This is a genomic window from Streptomyces sp. NBC_01465 (assembly GCF_036227325.1).
Taxonomy (GTDB): Bacteria; Actinomycetota; Actinomycetes; order Streptomycetales; family Streptomycetaceae; genus Streptomyces.
On sequence record NZ_CP109467.1, the window covers coordinates 2,925,182 to 2,941,523 of the forward strand.

At 69.3% G+C, this 16,342-nt stretch carries 19 protein-coding genes, 1 tRNA gene and 1 riboswitch; of the genes, 8 read left to right on the forward strand and 12 right to left on the reverse strand.

The window, feature by feature from the left end:
* Nucleotides 1-102: 102 nt before the first annotated feature.
* Complete coding sequence (locus tag OG707_RS13500; protein WP_329117833.1) at nucleotides 103-957, forward strand: DUF4190 domain-containing protein; 855 nt, start codon at nucleotides 103-105, stop codon at nucleotides 955-957.
* Nucleotides 958-991: 34 nt separating this feature from the next.
* Here OG707_RS13500 and OG707_RS13505 read toward each other — a convergent pair whose 3' ends face one another.
* Both OG707_RS13505 and OG707_RS13510 read right to left on the reverse strand, forming a co-directional pair.
* Complete coding sequence (locus OG707_RS13505; RefSeq protein ID WP_329127774.1) at nucleotides 992-1,459, reverse strand: hypothetical protein; 468 nt, start codon at nucleotides 1,457-1,459, stop codon at nucleotides 992-994.
* Nucleotides 1,459-1,983 carry a GNAT family N-acetyltransferase gene (locus OG707_RS13510; RefSeq protein ID WP_329117834.1) on the reverse strand — a complete coding sequence of 175 codons (525 nt, stop codon included), beginning with the start codon at nucleotides 1,981-1,983 and terminating at the stop codon, nucleotides 1,459-1,461. Before OG707_RS13510 ends, OG707_RS13505 begins: the two co-directional genes overlap by 1 nt.
* Before the next feature lie 127 nt (nucleotides 1,984-2,110).
* On the opposite strand from OG707_RS13510, the gene OG707_RS13515 reads away from it, so the two are divergent.
* Both OG707_RS13515 and OG707_RS13520 read left to right on the forward strand, forming a co-directional pair.
* Nucleotides 2,111-2,950 (forward strand): excalibur calcium-binding domain-containing protein, encoded by an 840-nt coding sequence (locus OG707_RS13515; protein ID WP_329117835.1) that lies wholly within the window; start codon nucleotides 2,111-2,113, stop codon nucleotides 2,948-2,950.
* Between the two features lie 60 nt (nucleotides 2,951-3,010).
* On the forward strand, nucleotides 3,011-3,307 hold the full coding sequence (locus tag OG707_RS13520) for a hypothetical protein (RefSeq protein ID WP_329117837.1): 297 nt from the start codon (nucleotides 3,011-3,013) through the stop codon (nucleotides 3,305-3,307).
* Here the strand turns inward: OG707_RS13520 and OG707_RS13525 are convergent.
* Nucleotides 3,304-4,623 carry a DUF445 domain-containing protein gene (locus tag OG707_RS13525; RefSeq protein WP_329117839.1) on the reverse strand — a complete coding sequence of 440 codons (1,320 nt, stop codon included), beginning with the start codon at nucleotides 4,621-4,623 and terminating at the stop codon, nucleotides 3,304-3,306. The two genes, OG707_RS13520 and OG707_RS13525, sit on opposite strands and share 4 nt — an antisense overlap.
* A gap of 97 nt (nucleotides 4,624-4,720) precedes the next feature.
* Here OG707_RS13525 and OG707_RS13530 point away from each other — a divergent pair, with 97 nt between their 5' ends.
* Nucleotides 4,721-5,872, forward strand: coding sequence for an SGNH/GDSL hydrolase family protein (locus tag OG707_RS13530; protein ID WP_329117841.1), 1,152 nt, complete (start codon nucleotides 4,721-4,723; stop codon nucleotides 5,870-5,872).
* A 309-nt stretch (nucleotides 5,873-6,181) separates the two neighbouring features.
* Here OG707_RS13530 and OG707_RS13535 read toward each other — a convergent pair whose 3' ends face one another.
* From OG707_RS13535 to OG707_RS13550, 4 genes are read right to left on the reverse strand one after another with little or no spacing between them, the layout of a single operon-like run.
* On the reverse strand, nucleotides 6,182-6,826 hold the full coding sequence (locus tag OG707_RS13535; protein ID WP_443071485.1) for a DUF1707 SHOCT-like domain-containing protein: 645 nt from the start codon (nucleotides 6,824-6,826) through the stop codon (nucleotides 6,182-6,184).
* A 30-nt stretch (nucleotides 6,827-6,856) separates the two neighbouring features.
* On the reverse strand, nucleotides 6,857-7,828 hold the full coding sequence (locus tag OG707_RS13540; protein WP_329117845.1) for an ABC transporter ATP-binding protein: 972 nt from the start codon (nucleotides 7,826-7,828) through the stop codon (nucleotides 6,857-6,859).
* 13 nt (nucleotides 7,829-7,841) lie between these two features.
* Nucleotides 7,842-8,675 carry an ABC transporter permease gene (locus OG707_RS13545; RefSeq protein WP_329117847.1) on the reverse strand — a complete coding sequence of 278 codons (834 nt, stop codon included), beginning with the start codon at nucleotides 8,673-8,675 and terminating at the stop codon, nucleotides 7,842-7,844.
* On the reverse strand, nucleotides 8,668-9,471 hold the full coding sequence (locus tag OG707_RS13550) for an ABC transporter permease (RefSeq protein WP_329117849.1): 804 nt from the start codon (nucleotides 9,469-9,471) through the stop codon (nucleotides 8,668-8,670). The genes OG707_RS13545 and OG707_RS13550 overlap by 8 nt, the downstream gene beginning before the upstream one ends.
* Before the next feature lie 154 nt (nucleotides 9,472-9,625).
* Between OG707_RS13550 and OG707_RS13555 the strand changes: the two genes are divergently transcribed.
* Nucleotides 9,626-11,875: a transglycosylase domain-containing protein gene (locus tag OG707_RS13555; protein ID WP_329117851.1), complete on the forward strand. Its 2,250-nt coding sequence runs from the start codon at nucleotides 9,626-9,628 to the stop codon at nucleotides 11,873-11,875.
* On the opposite strand, the gene sugE is transcribed toward OG707_RS13555, so the two are convergent.
* The 3 genes from sugE to OG707_RS13570 form a co-directional block, all read right to left on the reverse strand.
* Entirely contained in the window at nucleotides 11,872-12,192 is a 321-nt protein-coding gene (sugE, locus tag OG707_RS13560; RefSeq protein WP_329117853.1) for a quaternary ammonium compound efflux SMR transporter SugE, read from the reverse strand. The two genes, OG707_RS13555 and sugE, sit on opposite strands and share 4 nt — an antisense overlap.
* Nucleotides 12,193-12,222: 30 nt before the next feature.
* A riboswitch (guanidine-III (ykkC-III) riboswitch) is annotated at nucleotides 12,223-12,289 on the reverse strand.
* Nucleotides 12,290-12,302: 13 nt separating this feature from the next.
* Nucleotides 12,303-12,599 (reverse strand): GroES family chaperonin, encoded by a 297-nt coding sequence (locus OG707_RS13565; protein ID WP_329127775.1) that lies wholly within the window; start codon nucleotides 12,597-12,599, stop codon nucleotides 12,303-12,305.
* An 87-nt stretch (nucleotides 12,600-12,686) separates the two neighbouring features.
* Nucleotides 12,687-13,016, reverse strand: coding sequence for a DUF3618 domain-containing protein (locus OG707_RS13570; RefSeq protein ID WP_329117856.1), 330 nt, complete (start codon nucleotides 13,014-13,016; stop codon nucleotides 12,687-12,689).
* A 125-nt stretch (nucleotides 13,017-13,141) separates the two neighbouring features.
* Here OG707_RS13570 and bcp point away from each other — a divergent pair, with 125 nt between their 5' ends.
* The 3 genes from bcp (at nucleotide 13,142) to OG707_RS13585 (ending at nucleotide 15,342) form a co-directional block, all read left to right on the forward strand.
* Complete coding sequence (gene bcp / locus OG707_RS13575; RefSeq protein ID WP_329117858.1) at nucleotides 13,142-13,609, forward strand: thioredoxin-dependent thiol peroxidase; 468 nt, start codon at nucleotides 13,142-13,144, stop codon at nucleotides 13,607-13,609.
* A 105-nt stretch (nucleotides 13,610-13,714) separates the two neighbouring features.
* Complete coding sequence (proP, locus tag OG707_RS13580) at nucleotides 13,715-15,211, forward strand: glycine betaine/L-proline transporter ProP (protein WP_329117861.1); 1,497 nt, start codon at nucleotides 13,715-13,717, stop codon at nucleotides 15,209-15,211.
* A 47-nt stretch (nucleotides 15,212-15,258) separates the two neighbouring features.
* Nucleotides 15,259-15,342: transfer RNA gene (locus OG707_RS13585), tRNA-Leu, on the forward strand.
* 42 nt (nucleotides 15,343-15,384) lie between these two features.
* Here the strand turns inward: OG707_RS13585 and rdgB are convergent.
* Both rdgB and OG707_RS13595 read right to left on the reverse strand, forming a co-directional pair.
* Entirely contained in the window at nucleotides 15,385-15,987 is a 603-nt protein-coding gene (rdgB, locus tag OG707_RS13590; RefSeq protein ID WP_329117863.1) for an RdgB/HAM1 family non-canonical purine NTP pyrophosphatase, read from the reverse strand.
* A 7-nt stretch (nucleotides 15,988-15,994) separates the two neighbouring features.
* Nucleotides 15,995-16,327 carry a hypothetical protein gene (locus OG707_RS13595; protein ID WP_329117864.1) on the reverse strand — a complete coding sequence of 111 codons (333 nt, stop codon included), beginning with the start codon at nucleotides 16,325-16,327 and terminating at the stop codon, nucleotides 15,995-15,997.
* Between the last annotated feature and the right edge of the window lie 15 nt (nucleotides 16,328-16,342).

A 16,342-nucleotide genomic window follows, 5' to 3' on the forward strand; every position in this document is an offset into this window, starting at 1 on the left:
CTATGTGCACGTGAGCATGCGGCGGAATCGTAAATAAAGTAAATGAAACGTAAAGCATCCTGTTAAGGTGTGCCGACTTCCCTGATCCCAGAAGGACTTCGCATGCCCATGCCCACCAACAGCCCCGAGTCCCCGTGGGGCCCGCCGCCCACCGGAATCCCCGGGATGCCGCCGCCCGTGATGCAGCAGCAGCCCCGTAACGGACTCGGCACCGCCGCGCTCGTCGTCGGCATCGTCGGCACCCTTCTCGGGACCCTCATCTTCCTGTTCTGGCTGGCCGGTCCGCTGGGCATCCTCGCCCTGATCTTCGGCATCGTCGGCCTCGGCCGCGTCCGCAAGGGACAGGCGAACAACAAGGGCATCGCGATAGCCGGGATCGCCCTCGGCGGCGTGGCCACCGCGCTGGCCGTGGTCGGGCTCATCGTCACCGTCTTCCTCGTGAAGGACGCCGTCAAGGCGGTGGACGACGCCAAGTCCGTGAAGGGCAGCCCCGCCGCCACCGCTCCCGCCGACAGCGGGGCGTCCGCCTCCGAGGAGCCTGCCGAGGAGCCGGCCGAGGACAAGCCGCTCGCCTTCGGGCAGGCCATGACGTACGACGACGGGATCAAGGTCACCGTCGGCAAGCCGGCCACGTACAAGCCCGACGAGTTCGCCGCCGGGCACAAGGCGGGCAACGTCGCCGTCCAGGTGAAGATCACCATCGTCAACGGCACCAAGAAGCCCTACGACATCACCCTCGCCCTGCCCTCCGCGAAGGACGCCAAGGGCGCCGAGCCGGAGATGGTCTTCGACGGCCACTACTCCAGCAAGCCCTTCGCCGGGAAGCTGCTGCCGGGCAAGCAGGCCGTCAGCCAGTTCACCTTCTCCCTGCCCGCCGACGCGGCCAAGGAGCTCCAGGTCGAGCTCTCCCCCGACATCGAGCACGACGACGCCATCTGGGTCGGCGCCGTCAAGTAGGCCTGTGCGTACGGCAGTCGGCCGCGCCCCCGCGTCACTGGACGCTGGGCGCGGCCGCCTCCACGAACGCCTCGATCGCCGCGCTGGCGGCGGCGAAGAGCTCGTCCCTGTGCACTGCGTCCCTGGCCCTCGCCGTGTCCCGCGTCGCCTCGAAGGCACGGTCCGCCACCGCGATCAACTCCGGGTCGCCCGCGAGCAGTTTGACCCGGAACAGCGCCTGGCGCGCCGCCGCCCGCCGGATGTGCCCCTCCCGCATCGCCTCCTTGTACGGCTCCCCGTTGCGGTCCTCCTGACGGCGGTACCAGCGGTCGCCCTGCACCTTCCGGAAGTCCTCCAGCGCCCCCGCGAGCGCGCTGTACGCGGCGATGCGCTCCTGCCGCAGCGACTCCGCACGCGAGAAGACCTCGTTCTCCCGGGCCGCCCGGCGCTGGAACACATGCGTCATCACACCGCCGAGCACCGTTCCGATGACCGCGACCGCGCTCGTCCACAGCGCCTCCATCACACGCCCTGCTCGCCGCGCAGGATGCCGCAGTGCACCACGTCGCGCCACTGGCCGTCGCGGAAGGCGACACTGCGGCCCACGCCCTCGCGGGTGAACCCGGCCTTCTCCAGGGCGCGTTGCTCCGCGATGTTCCCCGCCTCGGTGTCGGCCTCGATCCGTACCACCGGGCTGTGCGCGAACAGGTAGGCCACCAGCTGCTGTTGGGCCCGGGTGCCGGCCCCTCGGCCGCGGGCCGCCGGCACCAGCTGGACGCCGATGTTCCAGTAGTGGCCGCCGTTCCAGACCGGGACCTTCCGCCAGGCGACGAAGCCGAGGCTCTCCGCACCGGCCGTCACCAGCAGCGTCCCGCCGTCGGTGCCGAGCAGCGCGTTCTCCTCCCAGCCCCTGCGCCAGTGGCGGGGATCGCGCCAGCCGGTCCAGGCGAACGCGCCGGTGGCCTCGGAGTCCGTCATGAACTGGTCGAAGAAGGGGAGGTCGCCCTCCAGGACCGGGCGCAGTATTACGGGGTCGTCGTCGCTCATGCCCGGCAGAGTACCTACTGGCCACGCACGCACAGTTTCATCACAACTTCGGCCAAGCGGCCCTGGCGTGCGCCGCGCACTGCGAGCATCGCTTGCTTCGGGAGACGTGAACTGCCTTGGGGGGCACGTGACTTCGGACCGTACGAAGTGGGGAAGCTGCGCAGTCGGTGTGCTGGCACTGGGACTTGCGCTCGCCGGATGCGGGGACGGGGGCGGCACGGGGGATGCGAAGCCCGCCGCCACGACCGCATCCGCCGTCCCGGTGAAGGAGACCGCGTCGTCGCCCGCGCCCGGACGGGTGCTCAAGCTCGCCGACGACACGGCGCAGGCACGGGCCGGGAAGCGCCTCGTCGTGAAGGTGCTGGGCAATGACCGCATCACGCTGGAGGCGGGCGAAAGCCATGACCTCGCCACGGAGTTCGGCGCCACGGACCTGACGGTGACCGTCGACCACCCCGCCGCGCACGGGACCGCCGTCGTGGACGGGACCGGCGTCGCCTACACGCCGACCGGCGGCTACGGGGGCGAGGACGAGTTCACGTACCGCGTGACGCTGAAAGGCGAACCGCCGCTGACCGGGACGGCTGTCGTACGGATCACGGTGGCCGGCCCTTCACCGTCGCCCACGCCCTCCCCCTCGCCGACACCGTCCGCCAAACCCAAGGTGTACTACCGCAATTGCACGGCGGCCCGCGCCGCGGGCGCCGCACCGGTGCGCGTGGGCGATCCCGGGTACGGGCGGTGGCTGGACCGCGACGGGGACGGAATCGGCTGCGAACAGAAGAGCGGCGGCGGCACCAGCGGCGGCAGCACCGGCGGCTCCAGTGGCGGGGGCGGCGACAGCAGCACCACGTACTACAAGAACTGCACCGCCGTACGGGCCGCGGGCGCCGCGCCCATCCACGTCGGAGACCCCGGGTACGGCCCCCACCTCGACCGGGACGGCGACGGGGTCGGCTGCGAGTGACCCGGCGGCCCCCGTTAGCCTCGGGAACCTCGGGGGTCCACAGACCAGGAGGTTGTCGTCATGGCGAAGGTTCCGGCAGCAGTTGTCGCGGCGGGCGGGCTCGTCGGCGGGTACGCCGTCGCCCGCTGGACCAGGAAGCGCCCGCTGGGCGGTGCCGTGCTGGCCGCCGCAGGGGTGGTCGCCGCGCGCGACTGGCAGCAGGCCGCAGGCACGAAGACCGCCGTCGGCCTGACGGGTGCATACGTGGCCGCCTTCGCCGGCTCCCACCCCCTGGCCAAGAAGGTCGGAGCCTGGCCCGCGGTCTTCGCCGTGGCCGGGGCAGTCGCCGCCGCCTCCTGGGCGACCACCCGCCGCTAGCCCCCCACCGCCTGCGTGACCGTGTAGATCAGCAGGCCCGCCAGGGCGCCGACCACCGTGCCGTTGATCCGGATGAACTGCAGATCGCGGCCGATGTGGGCCTCGATCTTCTTCGAGGTGTGGTCGGCGTCCCAGCCCGCGACCGTGTCCGTGATCAGCGAGGTGATCTCGTTGCGGTACGTCGTGACGACGTACACCGCCGCCTCCTCCAGCCACCCGTCGACCTTGGCCTGCAGCCGCTCGTCCGTCGACAGCCGCGCCCCCAGCGACATCAGCGACGCCCGCGCACGCAGCCGCAGTTCGCTCTGCTCGTCCTCCGCCGCCGAAAGAATCATGGTGCGTACGGAGGACCACGCGGACGCGATCACGTCCTGCACCTCCGGCCGCCCCACGATCTCCGACTTCAGCCGCTCCACCTTGGCCCGCGTCTCGGTGTCCGACTGCAGGTCGGAGGCGAAGTCGGCGAGGAAACGGTCGAGGGCGCCGCGCGCCGGGTGGCCCGGCATGTCGCGCATCTCCGTGATGAAGCGCAGCAGCTCCTTGTAGACGCGGTCGCCGACCTTGCGGTCGACGAAGCGCGGCGTCCAGCCGGGGGCGCCGCCCTGGACCGCGTCCATCACCGAGTCGGAGTGGACCGTCAGCCAGTCGTGGGCGCGGGCGCAGATCAGGTCGACGACGCGGCGGTGGCCGCCGTCCGCGACGACCTTCTCCAGCATCTTGCCGACGCCGGGGGCGACTTCGGCCGCGTTCGCCCGCCGGGTGATCGCCTCGCCGACGACGGCCTGCACATCGGAGTCCCTGAGCACGGTGAGCGCGCCGCGCAGCGCGGTGGCGAGCTCGGCGGTGACGCGGTCCGCGTGGTCCGGCTCCGCCAGCCACGCACCGAGCCGACGCCCGATCCCCAGGGCACGGAGCCGGCCGCGTACGACATCACCGGAGAGAAAATTTTCCCCGACGAAGGAACCGAGGGACGCCCCCAGCTGGTCCTTCTTGTTCGGAATGATCGCGGTGTGCGGGATGGGAAGACCGAGGGGACGGCGGAAAAGTGCCGTCACGGCAAACCAGTCGGCCAGCGCGCCCACCATGCCGGCCTCGGCGGCCGCAGCGACGTAACCGGCCCAGGAACCGGCCCCGCTGTTCTTCGCCCAGGTGGCAAGTACGAAAATCAAGGAGACGATCAGAAGCAGGCCGGTGGCCGTCGCCTTCATGCGGCGCACCCCACGGCGCTTCTCCTCGTCGGCCGCGCTGAAGGCAAAGGAGCCCAGCGGGGCCGGGGCACCCTGATCCGGGGTGCCGGTCCCTCTCGTACGTTCCATCCGCTCCGCCCGTCCGTCCATCCGCGACCCCCGTACGTATTGTCCCTACCTGAGCGACTCCCGGGACGCACGTCGAGTTCCCAAGGAGAACCCTGAAATGACCCTGAGGCGCGGTTACGCCCTGCTCGCCGCTCTGGTGGCGGTCGTGGCGGCCCTGTCCGTGGGCATCGTCCTGCTGGCCCGCACCCCGGCCTCCGCGGTCCGCTCCGAGCTGGCCAGGCCCTCCGTCTGGGTCGGGACCTGGGCGGCGGCACCGGGGGGCGCGGAGCCGGGGACGTCACGCGGGTTCCCCGGAAGCACCGTGAGCAACATCGTGCACACCAGCATCGGGGGCACCGCGGCCAGGATCACCGTCTCGAACCTCTACGGGACCGGGCCGCTGCGGATCACCCGGGCCACGGTGGGCACGCACCAGGTGACCTTCGCGGGCCGTACGGCGGTGACGGTCCCGGCGGGCGGCCAGACGGTCTCCGACCCGGTACGGATGAAGGTGGCGGCGGACGCGGACCTGGTGGTGGCCCTGCTGACCCCCGCGGCGAGCGGCCCGGTCACGTACCACCCGCACACCCAGCAGATCTCCACCCTGGTGACCGGCGCGGTGACGGCGCCGACCCCGTACTGGCGCTACCTGACGGCGGTGGACGTCCTGACGAACCGCGCGGAGGGCACGGTCATCGCCTTCGGCGACTCGATAACGGACGGCTACCGCTCCAGCCCGGACGCGAACCACCGCTGGCCGGACGTCCTGGCCGACCGCCTGGCCGGCCGCTACGGCGTGGTCAACGAGGGCATAGCGGGCAACCGCCTGCTGACGGACGGCACAGGCGGACGCTCAGGTCTGACCAGGTTCGACGGGGACGTGCTGGCGCGGGCCGGGGCGAAGACGGTGCTGGTGGCGCTGGGGATCAACGACGTCCTGCACGGAAGCGACGCACAGTCGATCACGGCAGGCCTGCGTGACCTGACGGAGCGTGCGCACGCGCGGGGCCTGCGGGTGATCGGAGCGACGCTGACACCGTTCGGCGGGTACGAGCGGTCGACGCGGGCGCGCGAGGAGGTCCGGGAGGAGGTCAACGCGGCGATCAGGTCGGGGAAGATCTTCGACGGGGTCGTCGACTTCGACAAGGTGATCAGGGACCCGTACGCACCGAAGCGGATGCTGGACCGGTACGACTCGGGGGACCATCTGCACCCGGGAGATGCGGGGTACCGGGCGATGGGCCGGGCGGTACCGGTGGTTGGGCTCTGAGGCTGGTTTTGCGCCTAAACCGGCGCCGCTCTCGCGGAGGTAGCCGGCGTGAGTGGGGGTTGCTCAATGGCCGCATACGGTCCGTTCCGATGCGACACCGGAAAGTCCACATCGGGCAAATCAAGCCCGTCCGGCGATTGAGGACACGCGACCGAAGGTCGCGTACGGGGGCGCAGGGGGCGAAGCCCCCGCCCACCGGGGCCCGGGGTCTGGGGCGGGAGCCCCAGTTTCGGGAAGGGGCGGGATTGGGGAACCAGCCCCGCGCAGCGGCGGCGCAGGCCCACCCCGGCCCGGACCAGCCGTCCGAACTCAGCCCAACTCCTTGCGCTGAGCCCTCTTCTCCTCCCGCAACCGCAACCTCTCCGCCCGCGTCACCTTCCGCTCGACCCCCACCCCGCCCATCAGCGCAAACCCCCTCACCGTCACCCGCGGCGACCCCTCCGTGCCCTCACCGGTCGCCTCGTCGCCGAAGCCCCCCATGATCCCGATCCCCCGCACCGTGACCGTCAGGTCGGGCGGCACGACCACCCCGATCCCGCCCATCAGCGTGAAGCACCGGATCTCCACATCCCGCTCGGCGAACCGCGCCTCGCGCAGATCGATCTCCCCGCCGCCCATCATCGCGAACGCCGTGAACCGCCGCCCCACGGTCCACCGCCCCTTGCGGCTGAACCCGCCCCAGAAAGCGAAAGCCCCACCCGAAGAGACAGTCCCGCCGACCCGCTCCGCCCACCCCTCCGCAGCCGCAGAGGAAGCAGGAGCAACCGCCCCCGCCTTACGGAACGTCCCCGGCGCCGGCAGATCCCGTACGAGCGGCTCCAACTCTCCGTGCGTACGCGCCTTGTAGGCCGCATCGAGCCGGTTCTCGAACTCCTCCATGTCGAGGCGTCCCTCCGCCACGGCCTCCCGCAGCGACTCGGCCACCCTCTCGCGCTCGGCATCGGAGGCGCGCATCTCCGGGAGTTCAGAAGTCATACCGCCACCCTAGTAAACGCCGCGATCTGCGTACATCTTTGCGATGACCGCCTCGATGTCCGGCTCCCTCACCGAGAGGTCGACCAGCGGATACGAGGCAGCGACAGCCGCCACGATCGGCGCCGCCGACGCCGACGCCGGAAACGCCAGCCACTGCCGCGGCCCCTCAACCTTCACCACCCGCACCAACTCCACCTCCACCGGCGGAAGTTCACGCTCCAGGTCCACCACCAGCATCCGCTCACTCACCCCCGACCCCACCTCGTGCAGCCCGGCCAGCGCCCCGTCGTACATCAGCCGCCCGTGGTCGATCACCATGACGCGCTTGCACAACTGCTCGATGTCCTGCAGATCATGAGTGGTCAGAAGCACAGTGGTCCCGCGCTCAGCGTTCAACTCCCGCAGAAACTCCCGCACTTTGGCCTTCGAGACGACGTCAAGACCAATGGTCGGCTCATCCAGGTACAGCACCTCGGGATCATGAAGCAGCGCCGCCGCGATGTCCCCGCGCATCCGCTGCCCCAGAGACAGCTGCCGCACCGGCACCTCCAACAGCTCCTCCAGATCGAGCAGTTCGACGCACCGCTCCAGGTTCTCCCGGAACCTCGCATCCGGAATCCGGTACATCCGATGCGCCAGCCGGTACGAATCCCGCAGCGGCAGATCCCACCACAGCGTGGTCCGCTGCCCGAACACGACCCCGATCCGCTGCGCCAGCTTCGTCCGCTCCCGCGCCGGATCGAGCCCGGCGACCCGCAGCCGCCCACCGCTCGGCGTCAGAATCCCGGTCAGCATCTTGATGGTGGTCGACTTCCCCGCCCCGTTGGGCCCGATGTACCCGACCATCTCGCCCCGCGCCACGCGAAAACTGATGCCGTCGACGGCCCGCACCTGCGTCCGCTCGCGCCGCAGAAGACCCGCCTTGCGCCGTACGTCGAAGACCTTCTCGAGTCCGTCCAGTTCAATGAAATCCGCGTCCACACCAACCAACCCCTCAGCTCCCAGTACTGCGGTACGACCGAAGCCCCGCCCGCCACACGATCCCCGCCAGCCCCATGCACACCACAGCCACCAGCGGCGCCGCGAAGGCCAGCCACCGCGGCACGTCCAGCGGATACGGCCGCCCCAGCACATACAGCGCCGGCAGCCAGTTGACGAAGGCCAGCGGCACCACAAAGGTCACGCCCCGCACCAGGTCCTTGGCGAACACCGTCGGCGGGTACTCCAGGAGCGTCGCCCCGCCGTACGTGAAGGAGTTCTGCACCTCCGAAGCGTCCTGCGCCCAGAACTGGAACGCAGCCCCTGCCACGAACACCGCCGAGAAGATCACCCCGCCGGACAGCAGCATCACCGGCATCAGCAGCACCTTCAGCGGCGTCCAGGCAATATCAAGCGCGACCACCGCATAGCCGAGCACGAGCGCCCCCTGCGTGACCCGCCCCAGCCGCCGCAGCGCGAACCGGTCCGCGGCGACCTGTGCGAGGACGGGCGCCGGGCGCACGAGCAGCGTGTCCAGCGTGCCGTCCCTGATCCGCCGGCCGAGGCGGTCCATCGAGCCCAGGGCAAGGTCGGCGAGCCCGAAGGAGATGCTCGACGTCCCGTACAGGAAGGCGATCTCCGGCAGCGAGTAGCCGCCCAGCGCGTCGATATGACTGAACATCAGCAGGATCGCGACGAAGTCGAAGGCGTTCGCCGCGAAGTTGCCGAAGGCCGTCATCGCGAAGGAGGCCCGGTAGGCCATCGTCGAGCGCATCCACATCGAGACGATCAGCCCGTAGACACGGATCCCGCCGAGCACCCGGCCCTCACTCACCCGGCCCTCACCCACCCTGCACCACCACCTTCGTGGTGGCGGCGGACTGCAGCAGCCGCCCCGCCGTCAGCAGCACGGCGGCCCACCCCAGCTGAAAGGCGTACGCCCCCACAAGCCCCCACCCTGTGTGCTTGCCCAGCAGTACGTCGGCCGGAATCTGCAGCAGCGCCGACCAGGGCAGCACCTTGGCCAGCTCGCCCAGCGCCCCGGGAAACACGTTCAGCGGCAGCAGCATCCCCGAGAAGAACATCGTCACCAGCGCGGCGATCTGCGTGACACCCGCCCCGTCGAGGAGCCAGAAGGAGGAGAGCGCCACCAGATAGCGCACCGCGAAACTGACCACGACCCCCAGGACCACGGCCACCACAAAAGCAATCCACACGAAAGGGTTGTCCGGAAGCGCGAGATCAAAGGCGAGCGCCCCCAGCAGCATCGGCAGCGTGCCGCGCACCAGGAGGTGGAATGCGGCCCGCCCCAAGTCCCCTGCCAGCCACCACAGTTGCAGGTCGGCGGGGCGGTAGAGGTCCGTGGCGATGTCACCGCTGCGGACCCGTTCGATCAACTCCTCCTCGAAGCCGCCGCCCATCATGGCGACGGTCGCCATCATCCCCTGGCCCAGCCACACGTACGTCAGGGCCTGGGCCTGGTCGTACCCTCCGAGGTGCGGCCGCTGGTCCCAGAGCGCGATGTACGTGTACGCCACGATGAACCCGAAGACGGTGTTGGTGAACACCCCCGCGACCGTCGCCACCCGGTAGGTCGCATGGCGCCGGAACCCACCCGCCGCGACCAGCGCATACAGCCGTAACACCCGGTCCCCTCCGTCCACGCACCAAAGCGCCCGACCCTAGTCCACCGAAGGCGGCCGCCGCGACGGGTTTTGCGGCCCGGGCCCAGGGGTCCGGGGGTTCGCCACCGAAGAAGTGCAATATGGGCGCATACCATCCCATTACGGCCGGAGAGACATGAGCGACGAGCAGCCGGACCAGCAGCACCCGGGCTGGGCACCCCGGGACCTCACCGCCCCCGAGCCCGCGCCCGCCGCCCCCGGCAAGAACGGCAAGAAGCCCAAGCGCCCCAAGCGCACCGGCTGGCGTCGCTTCGTCCCCCGCTGGCGCTGGGTCCTCGGCTCGATCCTCGGCTTCCTCCTCCTCTGCATCGGCCTGTTCTTCCTCGGCTACGCACTCGTCCCCATCCCCGACCCCAACGACGCGGCCACCGCCCAGTCCAACGTCTACCTCTACGCCGACGGCAAGACCCAGCTCGCCATCGACGGCGCGGTCAACCGCGAGGACGTCCCCCTCAGCAAGATCGCCCTCACCACCCAGCACGCCGCACTCGCCGCCGAGGACCGCAACTTCTACAACGAACGCGGCATCTCCATCACCGGCACCCTGCGCGGCCTCTTCAACACCGTCACCGGCAAGGGCAAACAGTCCGGCTCGACCATCACCCAGCAGTACGTGAAGAACTACTACCTGGGCCAGGAACAGACGATCGTCCGCAAGATCAAAGAACTGTTCATCTCCATCAAGGTCGACCGCAACGAGTCCAAGGACGAAATCCTCGCCGGCTACCTCAACACCAGCTACTTCGGCCGCAACGCGTACGGCATCCAGGCCGCGTCCCAGGCGTACTTCTCCAAGGACGCCAACGAAGTCACCCTCTCCCAGAGCGCCTACCTCGCCACGCTCCTGAACGCCCCGAGCGCGTACGACGTCGCCGCACACCCCGAGAACAAGCCCGCGGCGAAGGCCCGCTGGCAGTACGTGCTCGACGGCATGCTCAAGGAGAAGTGGATCACCCAGGCCCAGCACGACGAGGCCGAGTTCCCCGACGTCCCCGACGCCCACCCCTCCGCCGGCCTCTCCGGCCAGCGCGGCTACATCGTCGAAGCCGTCAAGAACTACCTCGACACGGCAGGCGTCGTCTCCACCGACGACCTCGCCGCCGGCGGCTACCGCATCACCACCACCCTGGAGAAGTCCAAGCAGGACGACCTCACCAAGAGCGTAAAACAGCAGGTCACCGACAAACTCGGCAGCTCGAAGGTCGACAGCTACGTCCAGATCGGCGCCGCCTCCATCGAACCGGAGAGCGCCAAGGTCCGCGCCCTGTACGGCGGCACGGACTACCTCAAGCACTACATCTCCAACGCCACCCGCCGCGACTTCCAAGTCGGCTCCACCTTCAAGCCGTTCATCTTCACCTCGGCCGTGCAGAACAACTCCACCACCCAGGACGGCCGCACGATCACCCCGTACACGATCTACAACGGCAACACCCAGCGCGAGGTCCAGGGCCCGGACGGCCCCACCGGCTACGCCCCGCCCAACGAGGACGGCCGCAACTACGGCAACATCACCGTCTCCACGGCGATGGACAACTCCGTCAACGCGGTCTTCGCGCAGATGGCCGAGGACGTCGGCACCGACAACGTCGCAGCCACCGCCGTCGACCTCGGCGTACCGAAGGCGACCGTGAACCTCAACCCCGGCCCCTCCATGGCACTCGGCGTCGCCCAGGTCAGCCCGCTCGACATGGCACACGCGTACGCGACGCTCGCCAACCACGGCAACTACCGCCCGTACACCTTCGTCGAGAAGCTCACCAAGAACGGCGACACGGTCAGCCTCCCCAGCGAGGACGACAACCAGAAGACCCCGCGCGACGCCGTCGACACCACCACCTCGATGCTCACCAGCGTCGTCGAGAACGGCACCGGCGCAGCCGCCCAGGTCCCCGGCTGGGAGGTCGCGGGCAAGACCGGCACCATCGACGACGACAAGGCCGCCTGGTTCGCCGGCTACACCCCGGCCCTCTCCACGGTCGTCGCGATGATGGGCGAGGACCCGAAGAACGGCAACCAGAAGGCGCTGTACGGAGCACTCGGCGGAGGCCGCGTCAACGGCGGAGGCCCGCCCGCCCAGATCTGGGGCCAGTACACGGCGGACGCCCTCGAGAACACGACGCCCGTCCCCTTCGACCTGGAGCTCCAGTCGGGCGCGGAGCCCGAACCGACCACGTCGCCCACCCCGTCGGAGACACCCTCGGAGACCCCGTCCACGGAACCCCCGACGTCGGAGTCCCCCACGGACATCCCGACGACGGAGACGCCGTCGGAGTCCCCGACGGACACACCGACCCTCCCGACGGAGACCCCGACGTTCAGCTTCGGCCCCGACGAGAACGCCGACGGCGGCAACAGGAACTAATGCCCGGAGGTCGCCTTCAGCCCGACGACGGCGACCAGCAGCAGACAGACGAAGAAGATCCGGGCGGCGGTGGCAGGCTCACCCAGCACCACCATGCCGAACACCGCCGCACCGGCAGCACCGATCCCGACCCACACGCCGTACGCCGTACCGATGGGCAGGGTCTTGGTGGCCTGCGCAAGCAGCGCCATGGAAGCGACGATCCCGGCACCGGTCAGAAGACTCGGCACGAGCCGCGTAAAACCGTCGGTGTACTTCATCCCGATCGACCAGCCCACTTCGAGCAGACCGGCAACAACAAGCAGAACCCACGCCATGACGACGACCTCCGTGAAGAAACAACAGGGGGTGCGTCGTCTTTCCAGTTCAGAAACCCGGTACGGCGCGTCTCGTCGGGGTCCCTCAAAGGTAGCAAACAACCACAGGACTACAGATACAGCCCGGTGGAGCCCTCGCCCCCGCGCTCGGAGGCAACAGCGTGCAGATCCCGCTCGCGCATGAGGATGTACCCCACCCCGCGCACCTCGACCTCGGCACGGTCCTCCGGGTCGTACAGCACCCGGTCCCCCGGCTCCACGGTCCGCACATTGGGACCGACCGCGACCACTTCGGCCCAGGCCATACGCCTGCCGACCGCCGCGGTCGCCGGGATCAGAATCCCGCCGCCGGACCGGCGCTCGCCCTCGGGCGAATCGGACCGGACGAGCACGCGGTCGTGCAGCATCCGGATCGGCAGCTTGTCGTGGGTGGTGGTGTCCTTGCTCACGGACTCGAACCTACCCGCCCACGAAGCCGCTGTTCACGGAAGGGGTCAGCCCCGACGCCGCTTGGCATTGAGGGCGAGCAACCCCACCAGCCCCACCACAACCAGCGCCACCGGAACCACACGCTCCAGCCGAGGCGCCCCGTCCTCGTCGACGAACTGGGCCTTCACATCGCTCACACCGCGATTGACGGCGACAAAGGCCCGCCCAGCGGTCTGATCGACAGCAGAAGCGACCTTGGCCTTCGCATCCCCGATGACGGTGCTCGGGTGCAACCGCACACCGATCTCGTCCAGCGTGACCGCCAGCTGGTCGCGCCGGCTCTTGATGTCCGCCTCGATCTGCGCAGGGGTCCTGGCGTCCGACACATCCGACACTGCGCTGCCTCCGTCGTATCCGGTAGTCGTAGGTCGACAGTCTGTCAGCTCGCGACGCACCGCACCCCACGGCACCCCTATTACGCTCAATCGCGTACGCACACGTCTTCTCGATGGGACCCCCGATGAGCGAGCGACTCCAGACCGGCGACACCGCCCCCGCCTTCACCCTCCCCGACGCGGACGGCAAGAACGTCTCCCTCGCGGACCACAAGGGCCGCAAGGTCATCGTCTACTTCTACCCGGCCGCCCTGACCCCCGGCTGCACCAAGCAGGCCTGCGACTTCACCGACAACCTGGACCTGCTCGCGGCCGCCGGGTACGACGTCATCGGCGTCTCCCCCGACAAGCCGGAGAAGCTCGCGAAGTTCCGCGAGAAGGAGTCCCTCAAGGTCACCCTGGTCGGCGACCCGTCGAAGGAGACCCTCGAGGCGTACGCCGCCTTCGGCGAGAAGAAGCTCTACGGCAAGACGGTGACCGGCGTCATCCGCTCGACGATCGTCGTCGACGAGCAGGGCAAGGTCGAGCACGCCTTCTACAACGTGAAGGCGACGGGCCACGTAGCCAAGATCATCAAGGACCTTGGTCTCTGAAAACGAGTGACCGAAGTCCCACTCAGGTGGGACTTCGGTTTGCAACCGTCGCAATCGTGCAGATGTTTCTCTTGGACACGAATGTCAACCGAGAGGAACAGCACCATGGCGGCCGCAGGCCCCGAGAGCCAGGCCGACCCGGAAGCGGTCAAGCGCCACCGGGCTCTCTTCCGAGCGATCAGAAGACGCGAAAACCCCAAACTCCGCCGCACCGACATCACCATCACCGATGAAGCGGCGGTCAAGCGGGCCGTCAAGGCGGCCTCGCTCGGCAACGCGATGGAATGGTTCGACTTCGGCATCTACGCCTACCTGGCGTCGACCATCGGCCATGTCTTCTTCTCGGGCGCCGGAGACACCGTCCAGCTGCTCTCCTCGTTCGCAACATTCGCAGTCGCATTCCTGGTAAGGCCCATCGGCGGCATGGTCTTCGGCCCCATGGGCGACAAGATCGGCCGCAAGAAGGTCCTCGCCCTCACGATGGTGCTGATGGCGATCGGCACGTTCGCGATCGGCCTGCTCCCCTCGTACGCGGCGATCGGCTTCTGGTCCCCGGTCCTGCTGATCCTCTTCCGTATGCTCCAGGGCTTCTCGACCGGCGGCGAGTACGGCGGCGCCTCGACGTTCATCGCCGAGTACGCCCCCGACAAGCGCCGCGGCTACTTCGGCAGCTTCCTGGAGTTCGGCACCCTGGCGGGCTACGTGGGCGCGGCCGGCCTGGTCACGATCCTCACCACGGTCCTCTCCACCCCCGACATGAACTCCTGGGGCTGGCGCATCCCGTTCCTGGTGGCAGGCCCGCTCGGCCTGGTCGGCCTCTACCTCCGCCTCAAGCTGGACGAGACCCCGGCCTTCCAGAAACTGGAGAACGAGAACGCCCGCGCGAGCGAGGCGGCGGACGCGGTGGAGACCTCGGCAACGGCCGACCTGGGCAAGATCTTCAAGGACTACTGGCCGTCCCTGGTCCTGTGCATCGCCCTGGTAGGCGCGTACAACGTCACGGACTACATGCTCCTGTCCTACATGCCGACGTACCTCTCGGACGAACTCGGCTACAGCGAGACGCACGGCCTGGTGATCCTCCTGGCCGTGATGGCCTTCCTGATGCTGATCATCAACCAGGTCGGCAAACTCAACGACCGCTTCGGCCGCAAGCCCCTGCTGATGGCAGGAATGCTGGGCTTCTTCTTCCTCTCGCTCCCCGCGTTCCTCCTGATCGGCCAGGGCTCGATCCCGGCGATCGTGGCAGGCATGCTGATGCTGGGCCTCTCCCTGGTCTGCCTCCTGGGCACGATGTCGGCAGCGCTCCCGGCCCTGTTCCCCACGCACGTCCGCTACGGCTCGCTCTCCGTGGGCTACAACCTCTCGGCATCGATCTTCGGCGGTACGACACCCCTGGTGATCACCGCCCTGATCGCCTGGACGGGCTCGAACCTGATGCCGGCGTACTACTCGATGGCGGCGGCCCTGATCGGCGTGATCGCGGTGGCCTGCATGAAGGAAACGGCCCAGAAGCCCCTGGCGGGCTCGCCTCCGTCGGTGGAAACGAAGGAGGAGGCGGAGGAACTGGTCCACGCCCAGACCCCGGACCCCAAGTTCTGACCCCACGCCTCCCCGAACCGCCTGCCCAGTACGATGACTGACGGCTGGCGGCGGTGGTGCAATGGCGACACAGCAGACTTAGGATCTGTGGCCCGTGAAACGGCTTGAGGGTTCGAATCCCTTCCGCCGCACAGACACGAAGGGCCGCCCCTCGGGGCGGCCCTTCCGCGTGTTTAGCCCAGCAGTTCCCTGACGACCGGGACCAGCGCCCGGAATGCCTGGCCGCGGTGGCTGATGGCGTTCTTCTCTGCTGGTGACATCTCCGCGCAGGTTCGCGTCTCGCCCTCCGGCTGCAGGATCGGGTCGTAGCCGAAGCCGCCCTGGCCCGCCGGGGTGTGGCGCAGGGTGCCCAGGAGGCGGCCTTCCACCACTCGTTCCGTGCCGTCGGGGAGCGCCAGCGCCGCCGCGCACGCGAAGTGGGCTGCGCGGTGTTCGTCGGCGATGTCCGAGAGCTGGGCCAGGAGCAGGTCCAGGTTGGCCTGGTCGTTGCCGTGCACGCCCGACCAGCGGGCCGAGAAGATGCCGGGGGCGCCGTTCAGGACGTCCACGCAGAGGCCCGAGTCGTCGGCGACCGCCGGGAGGCCCGTGGCCTGGGCCAGGGCGTGGGCCTTGAGGAGGGCGTTCTCGGCGAAGGTGACGCCCGTTTCCTTCACGTCGGGGATTTCCGGGTACGCGTCCGCGCCGACCAGGTCGTGCGGGAGGCCCGCCTCGGCGAGGATCGCGTGGAGTTCGGTGATTTTCCCGGCGTTGCGGGTGGCGAGGATCAGACGGCTCATGGGGTGATTATCCCGCGCCGCAGGCTTCCTGAAGTGCGTACCCGGCGTTGAGCAGGCGGGCCGGGTCCTTGTCGTACAGGACCTTGTCGATGGTGAAAACGGCCTGCTGGACGTCGGGGTCCTTGAGGTCGTTGCCGCCGTGCAGCTCGTCGAGGCGCCGCTGCATGAGGTCCGTCTGGGGATGCCCGCCTCCGGCCTCGATGGCCAGGGCCATCAGGCCCCGGGTGTCCTTGCACTCCCGGGCCAGGGCGTCGTCCCCGCCGGGGCCGCAGGCCCGGAAGATCAGGATTCCGGCGGCGATCACGACCGCCGCCGACACGGCACAGCTGGTACGGCGCATACGGACAGGCCCCCC